This is a genomic window from Empedobacter sp. UBA7494 (assembly GCF_002478465.1).
GTDB classification, from domain to species: domain Bacteria; phylum Bacteroidota; class Bacteroidia; order Flavobacteriales; family Weeksellaceae; genus Empedobacter; species Empedobacter falsenii_B.
Genome location: NZ_DLOC01000076.1, coordinates 1 through 18,585 on the forward strand (window position 1 = coordinate 1; position 18,585 = coordinate 18,585).

General features: G+C 28.5%; 23 protein-coding genes, 1 tRNA gene and 1 pseudogene. 8 read left to right on the top strand and 17 right to left on the bottom strand.

Translation table 11 applies throughout. The features are described 5' to 3' along the window. Positions 1 to 592: 592 nt before the first annotated feature. Positions 593 to 724, top strand: a pseudogene (locus B4E95_RS09050) (IS3 family transposase); the annotation flags it as partial. 186 nt (positions 725 to 910) lie between these two features. Here the strand turns inward: B4E95_RS09050 and B4E95_RS09055 are convergent. The 4 genes from B4E95_RS09055 to B4E95_RS09070 all read right to left on the bottom strand — a co-directional run bounded on the left by B4E95_RS09055 (position 911) and on the right by B4E95_RS09070 (position 3,513). Continuing rightward, positions 911 to 2,065, bottom strand: a complete 1,155-nt coding sequence (locus B4E95_RS09055; RefSeq protein ID WP_291091249.1) for a type II toxin-antitoxin system HipA family toxin — start codon at positions 2,063 to 2,065, stop codon at positions 911 to 913. Between the two features lie 111 nt (positions 2,066 to 2,176). Then, positions 2,177 to 2,443, bottom strand: coding sequence for a helix-turn-helix transcriptional regulator (locus B4E95_RS09060; RefSeq protein WP_114999438.1), 267 nt, complete (start codon positions 2,441 to 2,443; stop codon positions 2,177 to 2,179). 88 nt (positions 2,444 to 2,531) lie between these two features. Then, positions 2,532 to 3,278, bottom strand: coding sequence for a metallophosphoesterase (locus B4E95_RS09065; protein WP_291091251.1), 747 nt, complete (start codon positions 3,276 to 3,278; stop codon positions 2,532 to 2,534). Between the two features lie 7 nt (positions 3,279 to 3,285). Beyond that, positions 3,286 to 3,513 (bottom strand): hypothetical protein, encoded by a 228-nt coding sequence (locus tag B4E95_RS09070; RefSeq protein ID WP_291091253.1) that lies wholly within the window; start codon positions 3,511 to 3,513, stop codon positions 3,286 to 3,288. A 279-nt stretch (positions 3,514 to 3,792) separates the two neighbouring features. Here B4E95_RS09070 and B4E95_RS09075 point away from each other — a divergent pair, with 279 nt between their 5' ends. Together B4E95_RS09075 and B4E95_RS09080 are read left to right on the top strand one after the other, a co-directional pair. Then, positions 3,793 to 4,284, top strand: coding sequence for a hypothetical protein (locus tag B4E95_RS09075; protein ID WP_291091255.1), 492 nt, complete (start codon positions 3,793 to 3,795; stop codon positions 4,282 to 4,284). 21 nt (positions 4,285 to 4,305) lie between these two features. Beyond that, on the top strand, positions 4,306 to 4,860 hold the full coding sequence (locus B4E95_RS09080; RefSeq protein ID WP_291091257.1) for a hypothetical protein: 555 nt from the start codon (positions 4,306 to 4,308) through the stop codon (positions 4,858 to 4,860). Positions 4,861 to 4,887: 27 nt separating this feature from the next. Here the strand turns inward: B4E95_RS09080 and B4E95_RS09085 are convergent, their stop codons facing one another. From B4E95_RS09085 to mce, 8 genes are all read right to left on the bottom strand, one after another. Beyond that, positions 4,888 to 6,387: a relaxase/mobilization nuclease domain-containing protein gene (locus B4E95_RS09085; protein WP_291091259.1), complete on the bottom strand. Its 1,500-nt coding sequence runs from the start codon at positions 6,385 to 6,387 to the stop codon at positions 4,888 to 4,890. Then, positions 6,365 to 6,661: a plasmid mobilization protein gene (locus B4E95_RS09090; RefSeq protein ID WP_291091261.1), complete on the bottom strand. Its 297-nt coding sequence runs from the start codon at positions 6,659 to 6,661 to the stop codon at positions 6,365 to 6,367. The genes B4E95_RS09085 and B4E95_RS09090 overlap by 23 nt, the downstream gene beginning before the upstream one ends. A 210-nt stretch (positions 6,662 to 6,871) precedes the next feature. Beyond that, the gene (locus tag B4E95_RS09095) at positions 6,872 to 7,726 is read right to left on the bottom strand and encodes a toprim domain-containing protein (protein ID WP_291091263.1); all 855 of its coding nucleotides are present in this window, start codon (positions 7,724 to 7,726) and stop codon (positions 6,872 to 6,874) included. 197 nt (positions 7,727 to 7,923) lie between these two features. Then, complete coding sequence (locus B4E95_RS09100; RefSeq protein ID WP_291091265.1) at positions 7,924 to 9,177, bottom strand: primase-helicase family protein; 1,254 nt, start codon at positions 9,175 to 9,177, stop codon at positions 7,924 to 7,926. A gap of 97 nt (positions 9,178 to 9,274) precedes the next feature. Next, entirely contained in the window at positions 9,275 to 9,619 is a 345-nt protein-coding gene (locus tag B4E95_RS09105; RefSeq protein ID WP_291091267.1) for a helix-turn-helix domain-containing protein, read from the bottom strand. A gap of 161 nt (positions 9,620 to 9,780) precedes the next feature. Next, positions 9,781 to 10,725: a hypothetical protein gene (locus B4E95_RS09110; protein WP_291091269.1), complete on the bottom strand. Its 945-nt coding sequence runs from the start codon at positions 10,723 to 10,725 to the stop codon at positions 9,781 to 9,783. A 144-nt stretch (positions 10,726 to 10,869) separates the two neighbouring features. Next, a tRNA-Ile gene (locus B4E95_RS09115) sits at positions 10,870 to 10,943 on the bottom strand. Positions 10,944 to 11,019: 76 nt separating this feature from the next. Then, on the bottom strand, positions 11,020 to 11,418 hold the full coding sequence (mce, locus tag B4E95_RS09120) for a methylmalonyl-CoA epimerase (protein ID WP_219034454.1): 399 nt from the start codon (positions 11,416 to 11,418) through the stop codon (positions 11,020 to 11,022). A gap of 78 nt (positions 11,419 to 11,496) precedes the next feature. Here mce and B4E95_RS09125 point away from each other — a divergent pair, with 78 nt between their 5' ends. Together B4E95_RS09125 and B4E95_RS09130 are read left to right on the top strand one after the other, a co-directional pair. Beyond that, a complete protein-coding gene (locus tag B4E95_RS09125; protein WP_291091271.1) occupies positions 11,497 to 12,249 on the top strand; it encodes a tetratricopeptide repeat protein in 753 nt (250 codons plus the stop codon). 113 nt (positions 12,250 to 12,362) lie between these two features. After that, positions 12,363 to 12,701: a hypothetical protein gene (locus tag B4E95_RS09130; protein WP_125350109.1), complete on the top strand. Its 339-nt coding sequence runs from the start codon at positions 12,363 to 12,365 to the stop codon at positions 12,699 to 12,701. A 49-nt stretch (positions 12,702 to 12,750) separates the two neighbouring features. Here B4E95_RS09130 and B4E95_RS09135 read toward each other — a convergent pair whose 3' ends face one another. The 5 genes from B4E95_RS09135 to B4E95_RS09155 all read right to left on the bottom strand — a co-directional run bounded on the left by B4E95_RS09135 (position 12,751) and on the right by B4E95_RS09155 (position 17,006). Beyond that, positions 12,751 to 13,131: a hypothetical protein gene (locus B4E95_RS09135; protein ID WP_125350110.1), complete on the bottom strand. Its 381-nt coding sequence runs from the start codon at positions 13,129 to 13,131 to the stop codon at positions 12,751 to 12,753. 253 nt (positions 13,132 to 13,384) lie between these two features. Next, positions 13,385 to 14,257, bottom strand: coding sequence for a tetratricopeptide repeat protein (locus B4E95_RS09140; RefSeq protein WP_280038238.1), 873 nt, complete (start codon positions 14,255 to 14,257; stop codon positions 13,385 to 13,387). A gap of 76 nt (positions 14,258 to 14,333) precedes the next feature. After that, positions 14,334 to 15,356 carry an AMP-binding protein gene (locus B4E95_RS09145; protein ID WP_291091273.1) on the bottom strand — a complete coding sequence of 341 codons (1,023 nt, stop codon included), beginning with the start codon at positions 15,354 to 15,356 and terminating at the stop codon, positions 14,334 to 14,336. 1 nt (position 15,357) lies between these two features. Continuing rightward, positions 15,358 to 15,969 (bottom strand): DUF1684 domain-containing protein, encoded by a 612-nt coding sequence (locus B4E95_RS09150; RefSeq protein WP_260392009.1) that lies wholly within the window; start codon positions 15,967 to 15,969, stop codon positions 15,358 to 15,360. Then, complete coding sequence (locus tag B4E95_RS09155; RefSeq protein ID WP_291091275.1) at positions 15,966 to 17,006, bottom strand: o-succinylbenzoate synthase; 1,041 nt, start codon at positions 17,004 to 17,006, stop codon at positions 15,966 to 15,968. Before B4E95_RS09155 ends, B4E95_RS09150 begins: the two co-directional genes overlap by 4 nt. Positions 17,007 to 17,247: 241 nt before the next feature. Here B4E95_RS09155 and B4E95_RS09160 point away from each other — a divergent pair, with 241 nt between their 5' ends. The 3 genes from B4E95_RS09160 (at position 17,248) to B4E95_RS09170 (ending at position 18,567) form a co-directional block, all read left to right on the top strand. Then, a complete protein-coding gene (locus B4E95_RS09160; protein WP_260509589.1) occupies positions 17,248 to 17,463 on the top strand; it encodes a hypothetical protein in 216 nt (71 codons plus the stop codon). Positions 17,464 to 17,600: 137 nt separating this feature from the next. Further along, positions 17,601 to 18,053, top strand: a complete 453-nt coding sequence (locus B4E95_RS09165; protein WP_038337008.1) for a hemerythrin domain-containing protein — start codon at positions 17,601 to 17,603, stop codon at positions 18,051 to 18,053. A 73-nt stretch (positions 18,054 to 18,126) separates the two neighbouring features. Next, complete coding sequence (locus B4E95_RS09170; RefSeq protein WP_038337007.1) at positions 18,127 to 18,567, top strand: RrF2 family transcriptional regulator; 441 nt, start codon at positions 18,127 to 18,129, stop codon at positions 18,565 to 18,567. The last annotated feature ends 18 nt before the right edge of the window (positions 18,568 to 18,585 follow it).

The following is an 18,585-nucleotide window of genomic DNA, read 5'->3' on the forward strand; positions in this document are numbered from 1 at the left end:
AGTAATGAATAAAAAATGAAAAAAAGAAATAAGTATTACCTGAGCCATACCATGGCTCCTCCTTTTAATTTCAAATGTTTTTTTTGATGAACTTTCCCGAAGGGCATATGAATACCGATAATTAAAATAGATAAGCTATGAATAAAAAAGTGATAGAAAGATTATTCTCGTTTTTCAAAACTACCTTCATTCATTTTTACCTTGACGCAAAAACGAACCAAAAACGTCAAGTCTGTGCCTACAAATCGGTCAATAACGGCTACTCACTAAATGCTTTAAATCATTCACATATAAAATGTGAACAGTAAATCATTTTTAACGTTCGCTACGCCGAATTGACACTCGACTCTTCAGCAATGACGGTTTTTTAATTCCTTATTAAAAGTAAATTTAAAACTTGAATATTGAAAAAGAAATTAAAAATCCGACGATTTAGTATCGAAATGACGAATTTTAGTTAAATTGTTCAGAATTACGAGCAAAGGATCTAAAGTGTGTTCGAAAGAAAAAATAATAAATTTATAAACCAAACACTCTCTTAATTTTTAGAAAGAGGTGTCCAAATCATTTTGACAACGTACAGATTTTCATAAAACAAATGGAAAGCGAAATATTTCAATACATTGATATTTGGTACAACAGAAAAAGAAGACACAGCTCATTGAATTACAAAACAATTGAAGAATTTAATAACTTAAATAATGTTTACAAAAATGTAGCTTAAATTTTACTGTACTTTTTATTTGCATAACCAGCTATCAAAATTTGCTTACATAAAACTGCAAATCTTCTATTAATATATAAATCTTCAATAGCAAAAACCCTTATCAATATAAATTAACTGAGTCTTTCTTTGAAGATATTCAAAATCCTCTTGAACGAATTGTATTTAGTATCACGCTATTTTTAATTAAAACATTAAAAACTCAGATTCAATTTTATCAATCACTTTTTCAGGAATATTTTGTTTTTGACATAGGATTCTGAATTGATTAGTCGATTGTACGACTTCATCAATAATTCCGTTAGCATCTTTAATCGTGAATAAATCAGCTATTTTCAGTAAATCAGTTCGATTAATTTCAGTTCGTTTTCCATTAATAGACATCGCTCTTGAAATTCGAAGATAGTTTTTTAAAGCATCTAACGGATAGGTTAAATCATAGGCAGGAGCTAAATTCCAACGGTCTTTTTCTGTATCATAAATGAATGAGAAATTCTTTAAATGGTCATCAATATTAAAAAAAACAAGATTAAAAGCCATTCGTTTAAATAATTGCTGAATATTTTTGTGCGAAAGTTTCAAATCAAAAGCTAGTTTAAAAAGATTTTCATAAGACGAATTTTCAGGCTTTTTGAAATCCCACCCTGTCATTCCTGAAGCTGTCAAAACATGCTGTTTTTGTCCATTTTGACGATCAAATCGTAATGTTGCAAAATGTTTATCTTCAATTAATTTAGAAGGCATCATTTCAATTCCAATGGAAGTTGCAATTTGATAATAAATATATTCGATTTTTTCTTTTGAATAGCCTTGATCTTCGTCGATCGAAAGCTTGATTAAATAATGATTATATTCTTCAGAAGTTTCTAAATCACCAGGAATTAAATGTCCTGTAGATTTATTTTCCGAAACCAAAATTTTAGGTCGTGCACCGCCAGCTGAAGTTCCAATCTTGAAAATATTCAGTAAAGCAATATCACTTAATCCTTTTTCTTCGGTGGAAGTTTTTAAATCCAATACTTTTTTAACTACTTCTGTAATTTCATCGACATTAATTGTTTGATTGGATCTAATTTCTTTTGCAGGTGAAAATTCTATCGCTCCCATACCTCTTTTTCCTACGTAAGTAAGCTGTTCTAAAGGAGTGATTGAACTTATGTCTTTTTGAGTCGCTTCAAGCCATTCCTTAAAAACAATGTTTCCAAAAAAATCAGGTAAAGAATCAGCAATCATAGGAGGTAAACCTCGAAACGTTTCTCCCTCAAACTCAGAAAATACTTGTACATTAGGTGTTCTACGAATGACGTAAGGAAATATTTTTTTATAGATGTTATTATCCAAAAAAATCAGGATTATATTGGAATGAAGATTTCCTTTGGTTTTCGTCATAACCAATTTTACCAATTTCAATTCCATGAAAATTGATTGAAATGATTTGATTCTTTGCCATAATTAATACATGGATTGATTATTATCTAAATTTTCAATTTTATCTGAAACGAATTGATTGATTGATTTCATTTCGTCAAAATACTGTAATACTTTCAAAAGAGTTTCGATTGTAGGATTCTCTCCATTTTCAAGTTTAGCAATTGTTAAACGAGAAAGCGCTAATTCATCAGCTAATTCTTGTTGTGTTAAGTGTTCTGCTTTTCGCATTTTCTTACACCATTCACCAATTGAATTTTTTACATCTTTTATTGTTGTGAAATCTAACATAAATGTATATTATAATAATCAAATATACTAAAATATAAACTTAATATATATTTTAGTAAACATTATTTACTAAATGGTAAACTTAATTTTATAACTCTATCATCAACTCTTTTATAAAACCATTATCTTTTTCATCAATATATCCATGAGGATTACAGATAATTTCAGTATCACCAATCTTGTATCTGCAAGGTGTATGAATATGTCCATGAATCCAATACATTGGTTGATATTCTATAATAAAATCTTCTAAATTTGAAGCATAAGCAGACGTAACAGGATCAGAAATATACTCTTTTGGAACTGATTTTATACTCGGTGCATGATGTGTAATAACAATGTTTTTCAGACCAATTGATTCTTTTAGACTTTCCTCAAGCCATGCAATAGACTTATTATGAATTTGATAAACATCAATGGTTCTCATTTTTGAATAAGACGGATCACGTTTAATATATTTGTAATCATTCATTTGACTTTGACAAATCATCCCATATTTCATTGGATCTCCAAATATTGAAAAATCTGTCCATAGTGTACAACCATGGAAACGAATTCCTTCAATATCAATAAAATCATTTTCTAAAACTGTTATATTTGAATTTAATGCTGCATCTTTTATCTTTAATAATGTTTTGAGATAAGATCCTTTATAATATTCATGATTTCCTAGAAGATAAATGATCTTTTTATTTGGAATATATTTTTTACACCATTCAATTCCTTTGACACCAAGATGTGTATCACCAGCTAAAATAATTAAATCTGCATTTTCGAAAAAAAGAGAGGTACTACCAAATTCTAAATGTAGATCACTAAGGATTTGAATTTTCATGATTAATCTATTTATTTAACTCAGATTCTAATAAAGCAGGGTGATTTATAGCATCATTTAACATCATTTGTAAATCATTAATTAAATCCTCTAAACTTTCATAGTTTCCTATATCCATAGGATTTTCTGTCCATGATAAATTTCCTACTTTTTCTTCATCAAAATAGATTTCGTGAATACCGAAATTAGGCTTTTCTTTTGTTCCACGATTAATTACTTGATATCTCCAACCCATATTTTTTATTTTATTTCTTAACTAGAAACATATTAATCAACTTTGGATTAAAGATAAGGATTTTCTATCTTTACAAGATTATAATAATAGTTACGTACGCGTAAGCTATCGTTTTGGTTAAACTGAAATTGCGACCTTCATTTGACAACCAATCAGCGATAGGCTTACGCCCATGTCTATATATGGCGTGGGCTAAGTCTTTCTGGTTGTCAGGCCGTCGCAAGCCTCAGTTTTAGAAATGTATTTAGTTCCACGCTACGTTTTTAAAACAATCTAGACATGGTAAAACAGTTAACTTTAGAAGTACAAACAAAAATTATTTCACAGTTTTTAAACCTTTTGTTATTCGACGAAATCAATTCTCCAAAATTTGAGAAGATTGATGGATTCAAATTAAAAGAATTATCAAAATCATATAAAATAAAAGTATTAAAAACAACTGATGGTTTTACTCCATTTATTAATGATACAATTATCAAATTTCTTTCAAGTTTAGATGAAAATGATAAATATTTTCTTTATTTATTGATAATCTCAACCGCATATACTTCATCAGACATAATATTACCTAAAGAATCAAATCTTAAAAAAACTCATTTTGATATTCTTGATTCAATTGATAAAAATCAAAAAAATATAAATGTTAATTTGTTTTTTAGAAAAATTATTGCAGAAAACGGAGGAATTCCAATATATGATTCAAAATATATTGAGAAAAGATGGTATGAAAAAACGATTGAAAAACAATTAGATCAATATTATAACTACTAATAAACTTTTAAAATTCATCAAATGAAGACAAAATTTATAACATTCATCTTATTCTATACGATTTTAAATTCTTTTTCTTTTGCTCAACAAAAATGCTCTGATTTAGAAAACGAACTTAAATTTCAAAAGGCTAAAAATGAAGAATTATCGAAGGATAATCGTTATTACAAAGAAACTTTAGATTTATTGATACCAATTCAGTCAGTTAAAGTGGATGGTTTACAACTTGATATCACAAGTATTGTTGGATCTAAAGCTGAAAAAACTGTTACAGTGACTTTTATGTATAAAAATTTAGAAGCTGAAACTCGTAACTTTTTCCAATGCGAACAGGCTTATTTTATAGATCCACAAGGAAATCAGGCTCAGACTTTTGAAGTTTTTGTTTCGTTTAACAATGGAATTCGTGCCGAAAATATCAAACCAAAAATCCCAACCAAAGCAACCGTCACATTCAAAACAACCGAAACAACCTACCCAATCATTCGACAACTTAAAATAATTGTTTTTCCAAAAGAAATAATGGCGAAACAAATAGAGGCAATTTTTGAAAATCTAGACGTTGTTTGGAAATAATATAAAGGGATCAAATGATCCCTTTTTCTATCTTTTACGAGTATTTTTACGTTTACGTTTATATTCATCATAATCATCATTTATTGAATTAGACCTCATAATAGAATCCATAACATCATTTGATTTAGAGCTAATTTTATCTATATACCTATCATCAATCATCTTTTTCACTACACTTTCATCAATCTTATAAACAGATTCGCGATTTAATTCTTCATTTCTAATCTTTTTAGACTCTTCATTTAGAAAATTAATTACTAGATTTTCAAATGAATCTGCTTTAATATTAATTTTTAATTCAGGTCTGTCGTTGTGAAATTTTAAATTTCTCAACTCTTCATTATATTTCTTTTGACTTGGCAATAAAACTCCTAAAATTGGCATCTTGTATTCTGCATTTATAATTTCATTGTATTTCCTTTTTTCTCTTTCAAATTGTTTTAGTGCATCATCAAACTGTCTATCACATTCGTTTTTAAACTTTTCAATATTATTAACCGTAATAGCACATTTTTTATATTCGAAAAGTTCTTTTCCATTATACTCAATACCATTATTAGCGAAAACTTGTTTAAAATTTGGAATTTTGTTGCTATTATATTGATTAATAATTGAATCAATACTTTCTTTAAAATTCTTAGAAAAATCTTTCAAAACATCTGCTCGATTATCTCTATCAGATCGTTTTATATTATAAATTTTGTTTGTTTCTAATTTATTCCTAATTAAATTCCCTTTAAGTTTAATTTGGCTTCCTTTAACTGAAAGCTTATCGTATTTAAAAGAAACAGCAACTTGATTTCTAGAATCAACGGTGTATTTAAATTCAATTTTATGAACTGCTAATTCATTTCTTAAACTTTCAAGCGAATTAATCTTATAATTACTCAAAATATCCAAAACTTTTAATTGAATAAAATCTTTTTTTTCTTTGATTCCAACCTGTTTATCTCGATTTGTTTTGATTAAATTTTCATTCGATATATACTTATTATTTTTTTTATATCCTTTTTCATTTGTAGGGTCATAAACAAACTTCCTCGTTTTTTCAAGATAATTATCAAGACCTAATTCTTTTTCAATTTTATCAACTGCAGTTCCAATTCTTAATTTAGAATTTTTATCTGATAGAGTTATTCCATCTAAACCAACACGATTTACAATGATATGATAGTGTGGATGTTTATCATTATGCCGAACAACTAAATATTGATGATTTTGTTTATCGACTCCCATTTCCTTTAAAAGTCGTTTCAAAAAGTTTAGTTGAACGTGATTTTTTATATTATCCTTTTCACTAAAATTTAAAGTAAGATGCATTACAGGTTTTATAACTTTTTTATTTTCATTTGCTTGAAATCGAAATTCTTTTCCTAAACTTTTGTAATCATTTTCTAAAGAAAAATTTTGTAAAACAATCTCAGGTTTCTTTGTTATGTTTTCATTTTTATAATTTCCTTGAGCTAAAATATATTCAAAAATTCCTGTGAAAGAATTTCCTGTTTTATGTGCTTCTCCTATAGGCATCTTTCAAAATATTTATAAGGTTAGTTAATTCTATTTGTAAAGCTTGAGGCTCTTTTTGATTTATATGATAAAGTTTTGTAAGTTGATTTATATTGTTTGACAACCCTCCAATAATTCTTTTTTCTTCAGGAGAAATCGAAATTATCTCTCCATTTACTAACATCTTTCTAGCATATTCACTGAAAGATTTATTTGTATTTTTAGCTCGTTCTAAAATGATTTTTTTTTCAGTTTCTGTAACTCGAAACTTTAGAATCGTTTTTTTATTTTCCATTGAATTGTTTTTAAAATTTAGCGTAGCGTTAATAATTTTGATAGATTTTTTATTGAAAACTTTCAATAAAAAATCAACCTCGTAGAGCAAGCCTGTCTTTTTGGGAAATGTACATAGTAAAATGTGTCCCAAAAAGGCACCGCTTGCTATCTTTTTAATATTAAATAACCTCCTATTCGATTATACTTTCATAATTTTCAAACAGAAGAATTACTTTATAGAATTAATCAAAAAATCATTCAGATCATTGAAATTTCTGTATTCAATTCTATGATCAATTACACTAGAATTATATCTCGATATAATTTCATTTGTACAATTATTTCCACTCAAATCATTATCTAAATAGAGGTGAATTTCTTCAAAATCCCCATTAAATAAATAGTCAAATAATTTTGAAAGATTAGCAGTTGAATTTAAAATTATGTAATTGAAATTTGGATAATTATTGATCTCTAAAAAAGATAAAAAATCAAAAAACCCTTCAAAAATAAAAACTCTTTTGTCATCAAAATTTGATAGAATGATTGACAAATTTTTCCCACTCGATCCTTTAAAAATTGAATTCCTGAGTTCAAAATTCCCATCTAAATTTTTAAATCCTAATGCAAATTGTGGTTTACAATTATTTATTTCAAATGTGACTTCTTCTAAATATTGAAAAGCATTTCTCGAAATTATACCACGTTCTTTCAGATAAGATTTCAAAATATAACTGTACACCTGTTTACATTCGATAATTTTGACATTGCTAATTGCAACAAAATGATTTGATTTATTTACATTAAGCTTTGGAAAAGAAAAATCATTTGTAACCTTTCTGATAACTTGTTTTATAGATATATTTTCTAGTTTAGAAATTAAATCAATTAAATTCCCTCCTATACCTTCACCAAAATCATAAAAACGATTGGTGGAAATGTCAACTTTGAAAGATGCTGTGTTTTCATTTCTGAAAGGACTACAATACCAATATTCGTTATTTTTAATTTTGCTAGGATTTATATTTTTTTGAGCTAAATAATCAATCATTTTTATTTGCTCGTTTACTGTTTTGCAATTCATTTCCTGTGCAGTTAAGATTTTACAAAATTTTTGATATTTGATGAGAATATCATTTATTTATAAGATATACAATCACTTATATTGTCATCAACTTGTCATCATTCATCAAATTTTGTCATCGTTTAAAAAAATCTCTCATCAAACTAAAATTTGATGACGGTTTGATGAGAAGTTTGATGAGAGTATTCTATTGATATTTAATTAATTATAAGACTCTCATCACTCACATCAAAAAAATGACGTATTTCGCTGAAAATAATTTTATAATATCTTCCTAATCGGTCAATTTTTACGAATTCACCATGTGGTAAAAGTTCAAATCCTTCATATTTATATGTATTATCTGTAGGAGTTAAACCAAATCCTTTTAGAATGTTTCGAGCTTCTTTTGGTGTTATTGCATTTCGTCCATGTATCTTTTTTGAAATTGACTGAAAATCCATAGGGGCAATTAATATTTCATCTGTATTGAAGTTCTCTTGAATTTCAAATAAAACATCATATACTTTACTTTTAGCTTCTTCATTTTCGTGATCCATTAATCTTGTTAAGGCTGACGTACGAATTTGTTCAGCAGTAAACCACATACGAGTTTGTTTTGGTGTAGAATGTAGTATTCTTACCAAATAGTTTAAAAAGAATGGAATCTCCTTATTTAAATGCTTGTCAAATTCAGGGTTTTTGTTAATTGATGGAATTTTTCGAACCCAAAAACGAGTTTCTTTTTTATCAATCTTAATAAATTTTTTTTCGAAGTTAGAGGTCATTATAAATTTATAATAAGACTCTACTTCTTCTTTGTCTTTACCTTTGCCTTCTATTTTGTTTCGGTCAGCTGTACTAAGAAATTTAATGCGTTCAGTTACTTGTTGATTGTCTGTGATGATTTCATCTACCAAGACTAAAAGTTTTCCATTTAAATCCGAATTGAAGTTGTTTAGAAACGAATCCGCATTGATATAGGTTGCATTGAAAGAGAAAATTTTACGAAGCCATTTCAGAAAAGTACTTTTTCCTGTTTCACGTTCTGAGGAAACTAATACAAGAACAGGAAGAATTTGCGTTGGATTTTCTAACAATATTTTGAGATAATCTAAACCTAATAAATATTGCTCTCCAAATATATGCTTGATATATTTAAGTGTATAGGGAATCTTTGATTGTAGTTCTTGTAAATCAATTTCTGATTCAATTTCGATATCATAATCTAAAGGATGATAAATATTATAGAAATCTCCAATTTCTCGCTCATAATTGATATGTTGAGGAATACAACAAAATCCGTAATACTTTTTGATAGCGGATATATAATCTTTACCAAGATCATTTACAATGGTTTCTTTGTTCCAAGAAATCATAATTTTCTCGGTATCTTTTGAGATGGTAGGACGTTCGATAATGGCAAAATACGATGTGCCCACTCGAATAAATTCGGCAGAATCTAAGTTCATAATAAATTGTTTGATTAATTGTTATGTCTTATATTTGCCATAGGATTAAGGCAAAACATAACGTAAGTTATTTGTATAAATGAGAGTTTAATGGGGATTAAACTCTTTTTTTGTTCCATTTACCTAATATTTCATCTTCAAAAGTATCTGAGTCTGAATTTGATTTACCTGTTATATATTCAATTAAATCAGATTTATGGAAATACAATTTCTTATTATTAGGATTATCAATTTTTTTTAATCTGCCTTGATGAACTAGTTGATAGATATAATCCGGATCCAGATTTAAAAATTGTGCAGCTTCATCTCTAGAATAAAATTCTTTATTATTTAATGAGATTTTTGATAAAGCTTGATCGAAAAAGTTGTTTTGTTTTTCAATCATCATTAATATCGTCAACTCTAACGAATTAATTTTAGAAGTTAAATGTTCTACATTCATATGATCTTTTTTTATGATTATAGAACAAGTTTATTTCATTAACTTAAAATAGAAGTAATTGTACAAAAACTGTACAATAAAGAAACCTGCAATTTTATTATTTAAGCACTATTTAAGTTTATTTATATAACATATTTAACATGGTTGTTTATAATTTGTACTTATAAAAGATCTTGATACCTATCATTAAAATCAACTCTATTAAAGATATTCTCTTTACCATTTACTAAAAAGTATTTATTAAAAAAGCTTGATTTATCTGATTTAAACTCATTTTTAAACTCATTATTTGATATATTTTTCAAATCAAAAAATTGATTCAAAAATGGTATTAACTTTTCTTTATCTAATTTATTATTAGTAAACTTACTTTTATATGGAACTATTAAATCTATTTTAGAGTTTGGTTCAATTTTATAAATAACTAAATCCTTAAATAGTTTATAACTATCACTTTTTAATTTAATTGTTTTATCAACTAATATTTTATCAAAATCAATTTCATTTAATTCTTTTATAAAACTAATTGTATCATTTACATAATCATATTTTAATTCTTCTATTGAGCTTAATATCTTTTCGTTACTGATTAATATATTACTTTTAATTTCATTTGAAGAATTAATAATATCTTCTGATAAATTATTTTTTATTACTTCTGAATTTGCATTTATTGATTCAATAACATTCTCTTTTGATTCTTTAGTTACATTTAAAACTTTAGATGTAGAATCTCTAATATCTTCAGATAAGTCATTATTAGATTTTTGTATTTCAAATTCCAAATTTTCACCTCTAATAAATTTTTCAAGAATATTATAGTTTATATCTAACTTCCTAAAATAAACATATACAATAAAAAGTTGTCCAATCCACGATGAAATATAATAGAATAAATTTTTTTTATGAATTAAAAGTAAAAAAGATAAACCTATAGATATAAATATAAGAAACATCAGAATTTTAAACTTATTCTTACTTACATTCTTATAAGTTACAGATTGTTCAATATCAAAAGATTTAATACACAAAGGCAAATAAAAAACAAAAGTGATTACAGCTAATAAAGTTGGTATTAAAATAATAACGAAGTCAAAGTATTTCATAATAATTGGTTTCCTCAAATATAAAGAAAAATGTAATCAAACTAAAATGTAAATACCTGAATATCAAAGATTGATGTTCGTCAAATGTTCGTCACGAGGAAATAAAAAAAGCGTTCACTATTCGTAAACGCCTGATTTTCAAGGTGGTCCCACTTGGGCTCGAACCAAGGACTTGCTGATTATGAGTCAGCTACTCTAACCAACTGAGTTATAGGACCAGAGAATTAAGCAATAAAAAGGAAGCTATCACCTAATTCGTTTGCAATATTAAAGCTATTTTTTTGAACTTCAAAATTATTTTACATCTTCGCAAAGCTCTACCAATACGCCATTTGTTGTTTTAGGGTGTAAAAAAACAATACGTTTATTATCTGCTCCCAATTTTGGCGTTTCGTTAATAAAAGTAAACCCTTGATTTTTAAGACGCTCTATTTCGAGTTCGATATCATCTACTCCAAAAGCAATATGGTGAATTCCTTCGCGATTTTTTTCTAAATATTTTTCAATAGCACTATCATTTTTTTCAGAACCGACCAATTCGATCTTCGATTCGCCTACTTCAAAAAAAGAGGTTCTCACACCTTCCGACTCCACTGCTTCTTCTTTGTACGGTGCTTTTCCTAATAATTTTTCGAACAATTCATTCGATAATCCCAAATCTTTTACGGCAATCCCTAAATGTTCTATTTTCATGTGTGTTGTTTTGCGTAAAGATAAACTTTTCTAAAATTTTTTATTTAAAATTTAAAGAGTTTGTTGTAATATTGAACTATGAGTTTTTATGAAGATGGGAGTCAATATCTCCGCAAAGGTCAGTATAGAAAAGCGATTGATTATTTTACATTATCGATTAAGCGTCAAATAGAAGTGGCAAATTCATATTTCGGTCGTGGATTGAGCCAATATTATATGAAACAAAATACAGATGCAATCAAGGATTTTGATAAAGCAATTGAATTAGATGATAAAAATCCAAACTTCTATTTCTACAGAGGAATGGCAAATTTCAATCAATATAATCCAACAAAAGCAGCTGAGAATTTTGATAAAGTGATCGAGATTGATCCGGCAAGTTTTGTAGCTTATCATCAAAAAGGTTATGTATTGATGAATTTGAACAAATACAATGAGGCGATCGAATGTTTCAATAAAGCTTTAGAAATTAATCCAGATTACGAATCATGTTACCACAATCGTGCATTTTGCTACGATCAATTACAACAATTGGATAAAGCAATCGAAGATTATTCGAAAGTAATCGAAATGAAACCACATTTCTTGTCGTATTACAACAGAGGAAATACTTATTTTGTTTTGAATGATTTAGAAAATGCATTGAACGATTTTAATCAATCAATCGAGTTAAATCCAAATCATTTCTTATCATACTACAACAAAGGCGCAATCCTAGAAAAATTTGAGAAACAAGCCGAAGCTGTAGAGGAATACAAAAAAGCATTGCAGTTGAATCCTGAATTTTATTTAGCTGCCGAAAGATTAGCACAATTAGAAAATCAACAATAAAACATAGAAATCGTTTCGAATTGGAACGATTTTTTTTATGTCATTTATTTCTTATCGTAAATCAATGCTAGACCATGCGTTGTGTTGTTACTTTGCCTTAAAATTAATCTAATATGCAAGTACAAATCGCCGTTTATGGTAAAAACAAAGAAATTGTAGACACGTTAGAACGCGTGATCAACAAAAATGAAAACTGGAAAGCATTTTGTACCTGCTCACAAGAAGAATTGAAAGGATACGTATCAACAAATAATATCCAAATAATATTATACAGTAGTGGAATTGGTGCTTCGGAGGTAGAGAAAATGGAGGAATGGATAAGCACTTATTTCCCTACGATAAAGCAAATCCATCATTATGGTGGCGGAAGTGGTTTGTTGAAGTGCGAAATTGATGGCGCTTTGGCTGGAATAAAACCTATTAGCAAAGCAAAAATCAATGTTATTCTTTAGCCTTTTAAGAGAAAAAAGCTTTTCAGTTGTAGATGAAAAGCTCTTTTTTTTACATATTTTTTATAATCCAATAATCTCGGGAAATCCCAACATCATTGCGATTAACTTCTATTTCGTCGCAAAAATCTAAAAATAATTCGTCCAAAGTTTTATCAATTTTTGGTGTAGAACCGAACAATTTCGTTAGAATGGGATTGGTTTCGTGCTCCAATAACTTCCCTGTAAACTGCTGAATGTTATTTTCTTTAATTCCAATAAATGTACTTGGCGCAAAAACCATCACCTCATCCGCATCAATCACCAAAAATGTTTTTGATTTTTTGATTAACTGAATCGATTTCTTTTTTTCTTCATCCGTTCCAACTTCTAGACTTTCCAAAAACAACTCGACGTTATCAAAAACTTCTTCCTTATCTTGAACAAATTCCATCTTATAAATTTTAGCAAAATTAAAGTTTTTTTTCTGATTGTCCACTTTTATTCATGTTACCTATTTATCATTTCAATAGAAAAGTCTTCATCTATTTATGCAAAACTGAAATAAACTCAACTTGACATTATTGTCATTCTAAACCTGTCGAAGAATCTCAGATTATTCTAAACTACTTCAGTCATCTTCAACTCGTTTCAGAAATCACATCAAAACAAAATATCCCCTTGAGGGGATTATAGGGTGTTAAAAACTAATCTTCTTTCAATAGAATTTCGACTTCTAAATATTCGTGGTAATTTTTGACAAAATCATGGTCAAAATCAATGTCTTCTAAGCGCATTTGAATCCCTTTTTTATCAACATCAATATAATCTAAAATCGTTTGAACATTATAAATTTCAAGATTATGAAACGTCGGATACAACGTAATTTGCTTCAAGGTAAGTGCCATTATAAAGCAATTGATTCCATTAAAATTAACCCCGATATCAGCGAAATTCTTATAAAAAGCAATCAAATTTGTTTTGAGCTGAAGATTATAATTAAAACTTCTCAACTTGAAATTTTTTAAGACCAATCGATTTGTCGTTTTCAAGACAATTTCTTCAGTAATCTGAAGGTTTTTACTCAATAATTCTAAAACTTGTTTATCCTCAACCAATTGATACAAAATATTCAAATATCGTTTAGCTTCATCAAATTCAAACAATTCTAAACTCACTAAAATCGATAAGAAAAGAAAACGTTGATTGGTAGGATACACAATTTCAATTTCTTTCAAATACTTTTGCGCTTCATCAAATTTCAATTTATGAATATAATATTCGGCAATGTAGAAATTCGCAGCATACAAGTAATAATCTTCCTTTTTTGCTTCTAAAAGATACAAAATCGATTCTTCGTTGAAGTTTAAATTGCGCTGAACAACTCCTTTCAGAAAAAGTGCTTTTTTATCTTTTGGATATTCGTGAAGCAACTGATTTAATAAATCTTGTGCCTTAATTAATTGCTGAATCGGATTGTGAATAAACGAAAAACTTTTCCAAATTGGATATTGATTTTCATCCATTTTATCATCAAAAATCAAGAAAAAAATATCATTAAAAAGTCGATTGTAATCCACAGTATAAGTTTTAGTAGTGCTAAAATTAAGCTATTTTAGGTAAAATACACGAACAAAATAAAAAAATAGGTCGATCCTAAAACTGTTGTCGTTTTATTTTACCACTTTCCGTTCGAGAAAATGTAGGTATGAAAATAATTTCTTTTGGAACTTGATATTTGGTTAAATCTGCCAAAGAAAAATCCAAGCTCCTCTCCTCTCCTTCTACCACTAAAATTAATTTCTGACCTAATAATTCATCTGCTTTTGAGGTAATATAAAAATCAGAATGAATAAACGATTTCAGCTTATTTTCTATTTGTTCTGGAAATAATTTTATTCCACCCGAATTAATCACATTATCCGCTCTACCAATCCAGTTAAATTTTCGTGTATCAATCAATTCAACCACATCATTCGTTACAACTTGCAATCCATCATAAGGCGTATCAATCACCAAACAACCTCGCTCATCTTGTGAAATCTTTACCTCATCAAACGCTTCAAAAACTTGTTCTGCATTAGGATATTTTTGATTCGCAACTTGTTTAAACGCAATATGTGTAATCGTCTCCGTCATTGCATACGTTTCGTAGACTTCGTTCTCAAAAGCAAACAATTCTTGTTTCACTTTCTCCGAAAGAGGCGCTCCTCCGATAATTAACTTCTGACATCTTGAAACAAAATCTAACGAATTTTCAACTTGCATAGGCGTTAACGCAACAAAATCAATCGAGGTAAAATTTTGCGAAATTCCACTATTAATTTCATTCAAAGAAATATGAGAAGTTGGTTGCATACAAATCAATTTCAATCCGATTTCTACTGCACGAACCAACATCAATTTTCCAGCAATATAAGTAACAGGCATCACCAATAAAGCCGAATTTCCTTTCTCTAAATGCAAATGTTTTCCCGTCATATTCGCACTTTTTCGCATATTCTCTTTGGTCAAAATAATCTCTTTCGGAGTTCCAGTAGACCCCGAAGTATGCGCAATCATCACCTCAGAATCAGAAAACCATTCAACCAAAAAATCTTTTATGGATTGTTCAAATTCATTGGTAACTTCAATAGCGTTGACATCATAGTTAGGTTGAGAAAAATCTAAATACAACATTCTATTTATGATAACTTACACCTGCATTAATTTCGATATCCAACACATTATTCGCTGGCGGAATGGGACAATTGTAATGTTTGCTATATGCACAATATGGATTATACACTTGATTAAAATCCAACGTAATTTCATTGGCTTTTGTACCTAAATCCTTTGTACTCAAATCCAAATAACGTCCACCTCCATAAGACGTCACGCCGTTTGTTTCGTCCATAAAAGGTAAAAACAAACTGTCTGCATATTTCTCCATAATCGGCGAAGATTGATAAACCGTCAGCGTTTGTTCAACATTATCCAATATAAATGTCACCGTTCCGTATTCTTTGTAATTTTTGATTTTCTTTGCAGAAGTAGGAAACGGAATCACCTTTCCATCTTTGATTGGAGTAAATTTCGCTTTCACAATATATTTTTCGCTGATCGGAAAAAATGTAATGCCTTTGAAATTCGTTTTTTCTTCGTCTACCAATGGCGTCGTTTTAGGATCAGTATAAAAAGTCGCCAATTCGGTTTGATATTTTTGAATTGCAACTAAATCAATTGTTTTTTTTGTCGTTTGACAACTCATTAAAACGATTGTTGCAAAAAATGCGATAATTACTTTATTCATGCTAATTTGTTTCGAAATAAATATTCTCCTCTTAATTCTAATCGACTTGGGAAATTGTTTGTAAACAAACCTCCTGTTCCCAATCCTTGTGGCATTTCTGGGTATAAAATCGCCGTCCATTGTGCAATAGCATTTAAGCCGATATTACTTTCCAAAGCAGACGTTATCCAAAACGGGATTTCGTAAGTATCTGCCGCATTAATCCATTCCAACGAACCTCTAATTCCACCAACTAAACTTGGTTTTAAAATAATATATTGCGGTTTGATTTGTTCTAATAATTTGAATTTATCTTCTTGATGAACAATTCCGATTAACTCTTCGTCCAAAGCGATTGGTGTTGGTGTAGCAGCGCATAACTCTGCCATCAACTCTACTTGTCCAGCTTTTATGGGTTGCTCGATCGAATGAATTTTTAAGTCAGCCAATTGTTGCAACACCACTTTTGCTTCCTCAAACGTAAAACCTCCGTTCGCGTCTACTCTTAATTCTAATTGATCTGCAGAAAAATCTTGTCTTAATTGTTGAATAACCTTATGCTCATTTTGCCAATCAACACCGATTTTCAACTTGATACAGTTGAAACCAATCGCTAATTTTTCTTTGATTTGTTCGCGCATAAAATCAATCGAACCCATCCAAATTAAACCATTAGTTTGAATACCTTTATCACCTGTCGAAAAAGCGGACTCATATAAATCAGGATTCAATTTATCTGTATAATTTTCGTTGTAACGATTCGCAAACATACTCTGAAAAGCCTGCTCTACTCCAAACTGAATCGAAGGCCATTCGCGCAATTCACGCCACAATTCATCAATTCCTAAGTCAATATTGTCACAAACCCATTGCAATTTTTCTTCATAATCAGGACGATCATCAAAGCTCAATCCTTTAAACAATCCACATTCACCAACATATTCTTTCCCATCTTCTTCTAATGTAAAAAGATAGGTCAATTTCTCTGTCAAAACACCACGCGAAGTACCGCTTGGATTTTTGAATTTCAAAATATAAGGTTCAAAACTTGCTTTCATACTTCAAATTTAAACAATGCTTTTTAGAAAAATATTGATTTAAATTAATTTTTCATTAAATCCAAACTCAATCGTTCACAATTTATCAATTAAACTATTTTTTTTGAATCTCATTTTTATTTTATTACTTTATTTCTCAAAGTGATTTCAATAAATAGTTAGTATGAATACAAAAATGCACCATAAACAATCTTTAATTTTTGGAATAATTGGTCTAATAATAACAATTCCACTAATTGCTATGCAATTTACAAATGAAGTCAACTGGAGTTTATTTGATTTTATTATTGCATTTATTTTACTTTCGGTTATTGGATTAACGATAAACTACATTCTACAACTGACTAACCGTTTACAAAATAAAATCTTTTTCTGCATAATGGTTTTACTCATTGGTTTATTAATATGGACTGAATTAGCTGTCGGAGTTTTCGGTAGTCCAATAGCAGGAAATTAGAATGATTTTTTTATTGAATACTTTTCCATTTATGTCAACCTAAAAAAGATCTGAAATACGTCTAAATTTTAAAATAGAATACTAAAAAGAATTTTATTGAAAATTGTCATAACTTTAATTCACAAAAACAGTTAATTATGAAAAGAAGTGAACACATTGTCGTTTTATCAAAGGATCATCATTTTGGATTGCTTTGTAGTTGGAAAATTGAACAAGGTTTCTTTAAAAATATTGCATTAGAACGAATTGCATCTTATGTTGAATATTTTTGGAACAATCATCTTTCTGAGCACTTTAAACATGAAGAAACGATTATTTTTCCCTATTCAAACGAAACATACAACCAACAAATTAAAACCGAACATCAAGAATTAAAGGTTTTAGCACAAAAGATTGCTCAACATCCAGAGAAATCAATAGTAGAAAAATTTGCTCATTTATTAAAAAATCATATTCGATTCGAGGAACGTGAATGGTTTCCTTACTTACAAGAAAATCTTGATGAAAGTGATTTGAAACAAATAGGTAAAAGATTAGAAAACTCGCACACAAAACCATTTGATAATTTTGAAGACGAATTTTGGAAATAATTAGAATTAATAAAACACCTTTTACTCTTTTATTGAAGAAATGATGTATATTTGTAGTGTAAAAGAATTGTAAATGTTATCAAAAACTTGTGAATACGCCGTTAGAGCAGTAATTTATATCGCACAGCAAACCAAAGACGGAAATCGAGTTGGAATAAAAGATGTAGCGAAAGGAATTGATTCTCCTGAATATTTTATTGCAAAAATTTTGCAAGAAATGGTTCGAAAAAATCTTTTACAGTCTACAAAAGGACCAAATGGTGGTTTTCATCTCGATGAAAAATATATGAAAAATTCGTTGGCTGTAATTGTTAGACATTTTGATGGAGATAAAATTTTTAGTGGTTGTGCACTTGGACTAAAACGATGTTCAGAAAAAAATCCTTGTCCTTTGCATCAGCAATTCAAAGAAATACGAAATACTTTAAAGCATTTATTAGAAACAACTACTATCAACCAATTGGTTGAGAAATTAGATTCGCAAGAAGTATTTCTAAAATTAAATTTAGAATAAAATTTACCTTAATAAAAG

Bases quoted from the DNA above. Each gene is read 5' to 3' on its own strand.
- B4E95_RS09060 (WP_114999438.1), bottom strand. From the start codon at position 2,443: ATGTTAGATTTCACAACAATAAAAGATGTAAAAAATTCAATTGGTGAA.
- B4E95_RS09065 (WP_291091251.1), bottom strand. From the start codon at position 3,278: ATGAAAATTCAAATCCTTAGTGATCTACATTTAGAATTTGGTAGTACC.
- B4E95_RS09070 (WP_291091253.1), bottom strand. From the start codon at position 3,513: ATGGGTTGGAGATATCAAGTAATTAATCGTGGAACAAAAGAAAAGCCT.
- B4E95_RS09075 (WP_291091255.1), top strand. From the start codon at position 3,793: ATGGTAAAACAGTTAACTTTAGAAGTACAAACAAAAATTATTTCACAG.
- B4E95_RS09080 (WP_291091257.1), top strand. From the start codon at position 4,306: ATGAAGACAAAATTTATAACATTCATCTTATTCTATACGATTTTAAAT.
- B4E95_RS09085 (WP_291091259.1), bottom strand. From the start codon at position 6,387: ATGCCTATAGGAGAAGCACATAAAACAGGAAATTCTTTCACAGGAATT.
- B4E95_RS09090 (WP_291091261.1), bottom strand. From the start codon at position 6,661: ATGGAAAATAAAAAAACGATTCTAAAGTTTCGAGTTACAGAAACTGAA.
- B4E95_RS09095 (WP_291091263.1), bottom strand. From the start codon at position 7,726: ATGAATTGCAAAACAGTAAACGAGCAAATAAAAATGATTGATTATTTA.
- B4E95_RS09100 (WP_291091265.1), bottom strand. From the start codon at position 9,177: ATGAACTTAGATTCTGCCGAATTTATTCGAGTGGGCACATCGTATTTT.
- B4E95_RS09105 (WP_291091267.1), bottom strand. From the start codon at position 9,619: ATGAATGTAGAACATTTAACTTCTAAAATTAATTCGTTAGAGTTGACG.
- B4E95_RS09110 (WP_291091269.1), bottom strand. From the start codon at position 10,725: ATGAAATACTTTGACTTCGTTATTATTTTAATACCAACTTTATTAGCT.
- mce (WP_219034454.1), bottom strand. From the start codon at position 11,418: ATGAAAATAGAACATTTAGGGATTGCCGTAAAAGATTTGGGATTATCG.
- B4E95_RS09125 (WP_291091271.1), top strand. From the start codon at position 11,497: ATGAGTTTTTATGAAGATGGGAGTCAATATCTCCGCAAAGGTCAGTAT.
- B4E95_RS09130 (WP_125350109.1), top strand. From the start codon at position 12,363: ATGCAAGTACAAATCGCCGTTTATGGTAAAAACAAAGAAATTGTAGAC.
- B4E95_RS09135 (WP_125350110.1), bottom strand. From the start codon at position 13,131: ATGGAATTTGTTCAAGATAAGGAAGAAGTTTTTGATAACGTCGAGTTG.
- B4E95_RS09145 (WP_291091273.1), bottom strand. From the start codon at position 15,356: ATGTTGTATTTAGATTTTTCTCAACCTAACTATGATGTCAACGCTATT.
- B4E95_RS09150 (WP_260392009.1), bottom strand. From the start codon at position 15,969: ATGAATAAAGTAATTATCGCATTTTTTGCAACAATCGTTTTAATGAGT.
- B4E95_RS09155 (WP_291091275.1), bottom strand. From the start codon at position 17,006: ATGAAAGCAAGTTTTGAACCTTATATTTTGAAATTCAAAAATCCAAGC.
- B4E95_RS09160 (WP_260509589.1), top strand. From the start codon at position 17,248: ATGCAATTTACAAATGAAGTCAACTGGAGTTTATTTGATTTTATTATT.
- B4E95_RS09165 (WP_038337008.1), top strand. From the start codon at position 17,601: ATGAAAAGAAGTGAACACATTGTCGTTTTATCAAAGGATCATCATTTT.
- B4E95_RS09170 (WP_038337007.1), top strand. From the start codon at position 18,127: ATGTTATCAAAAACTTGTGAATACGCCGTTAGAGCAGTAATTTATATC.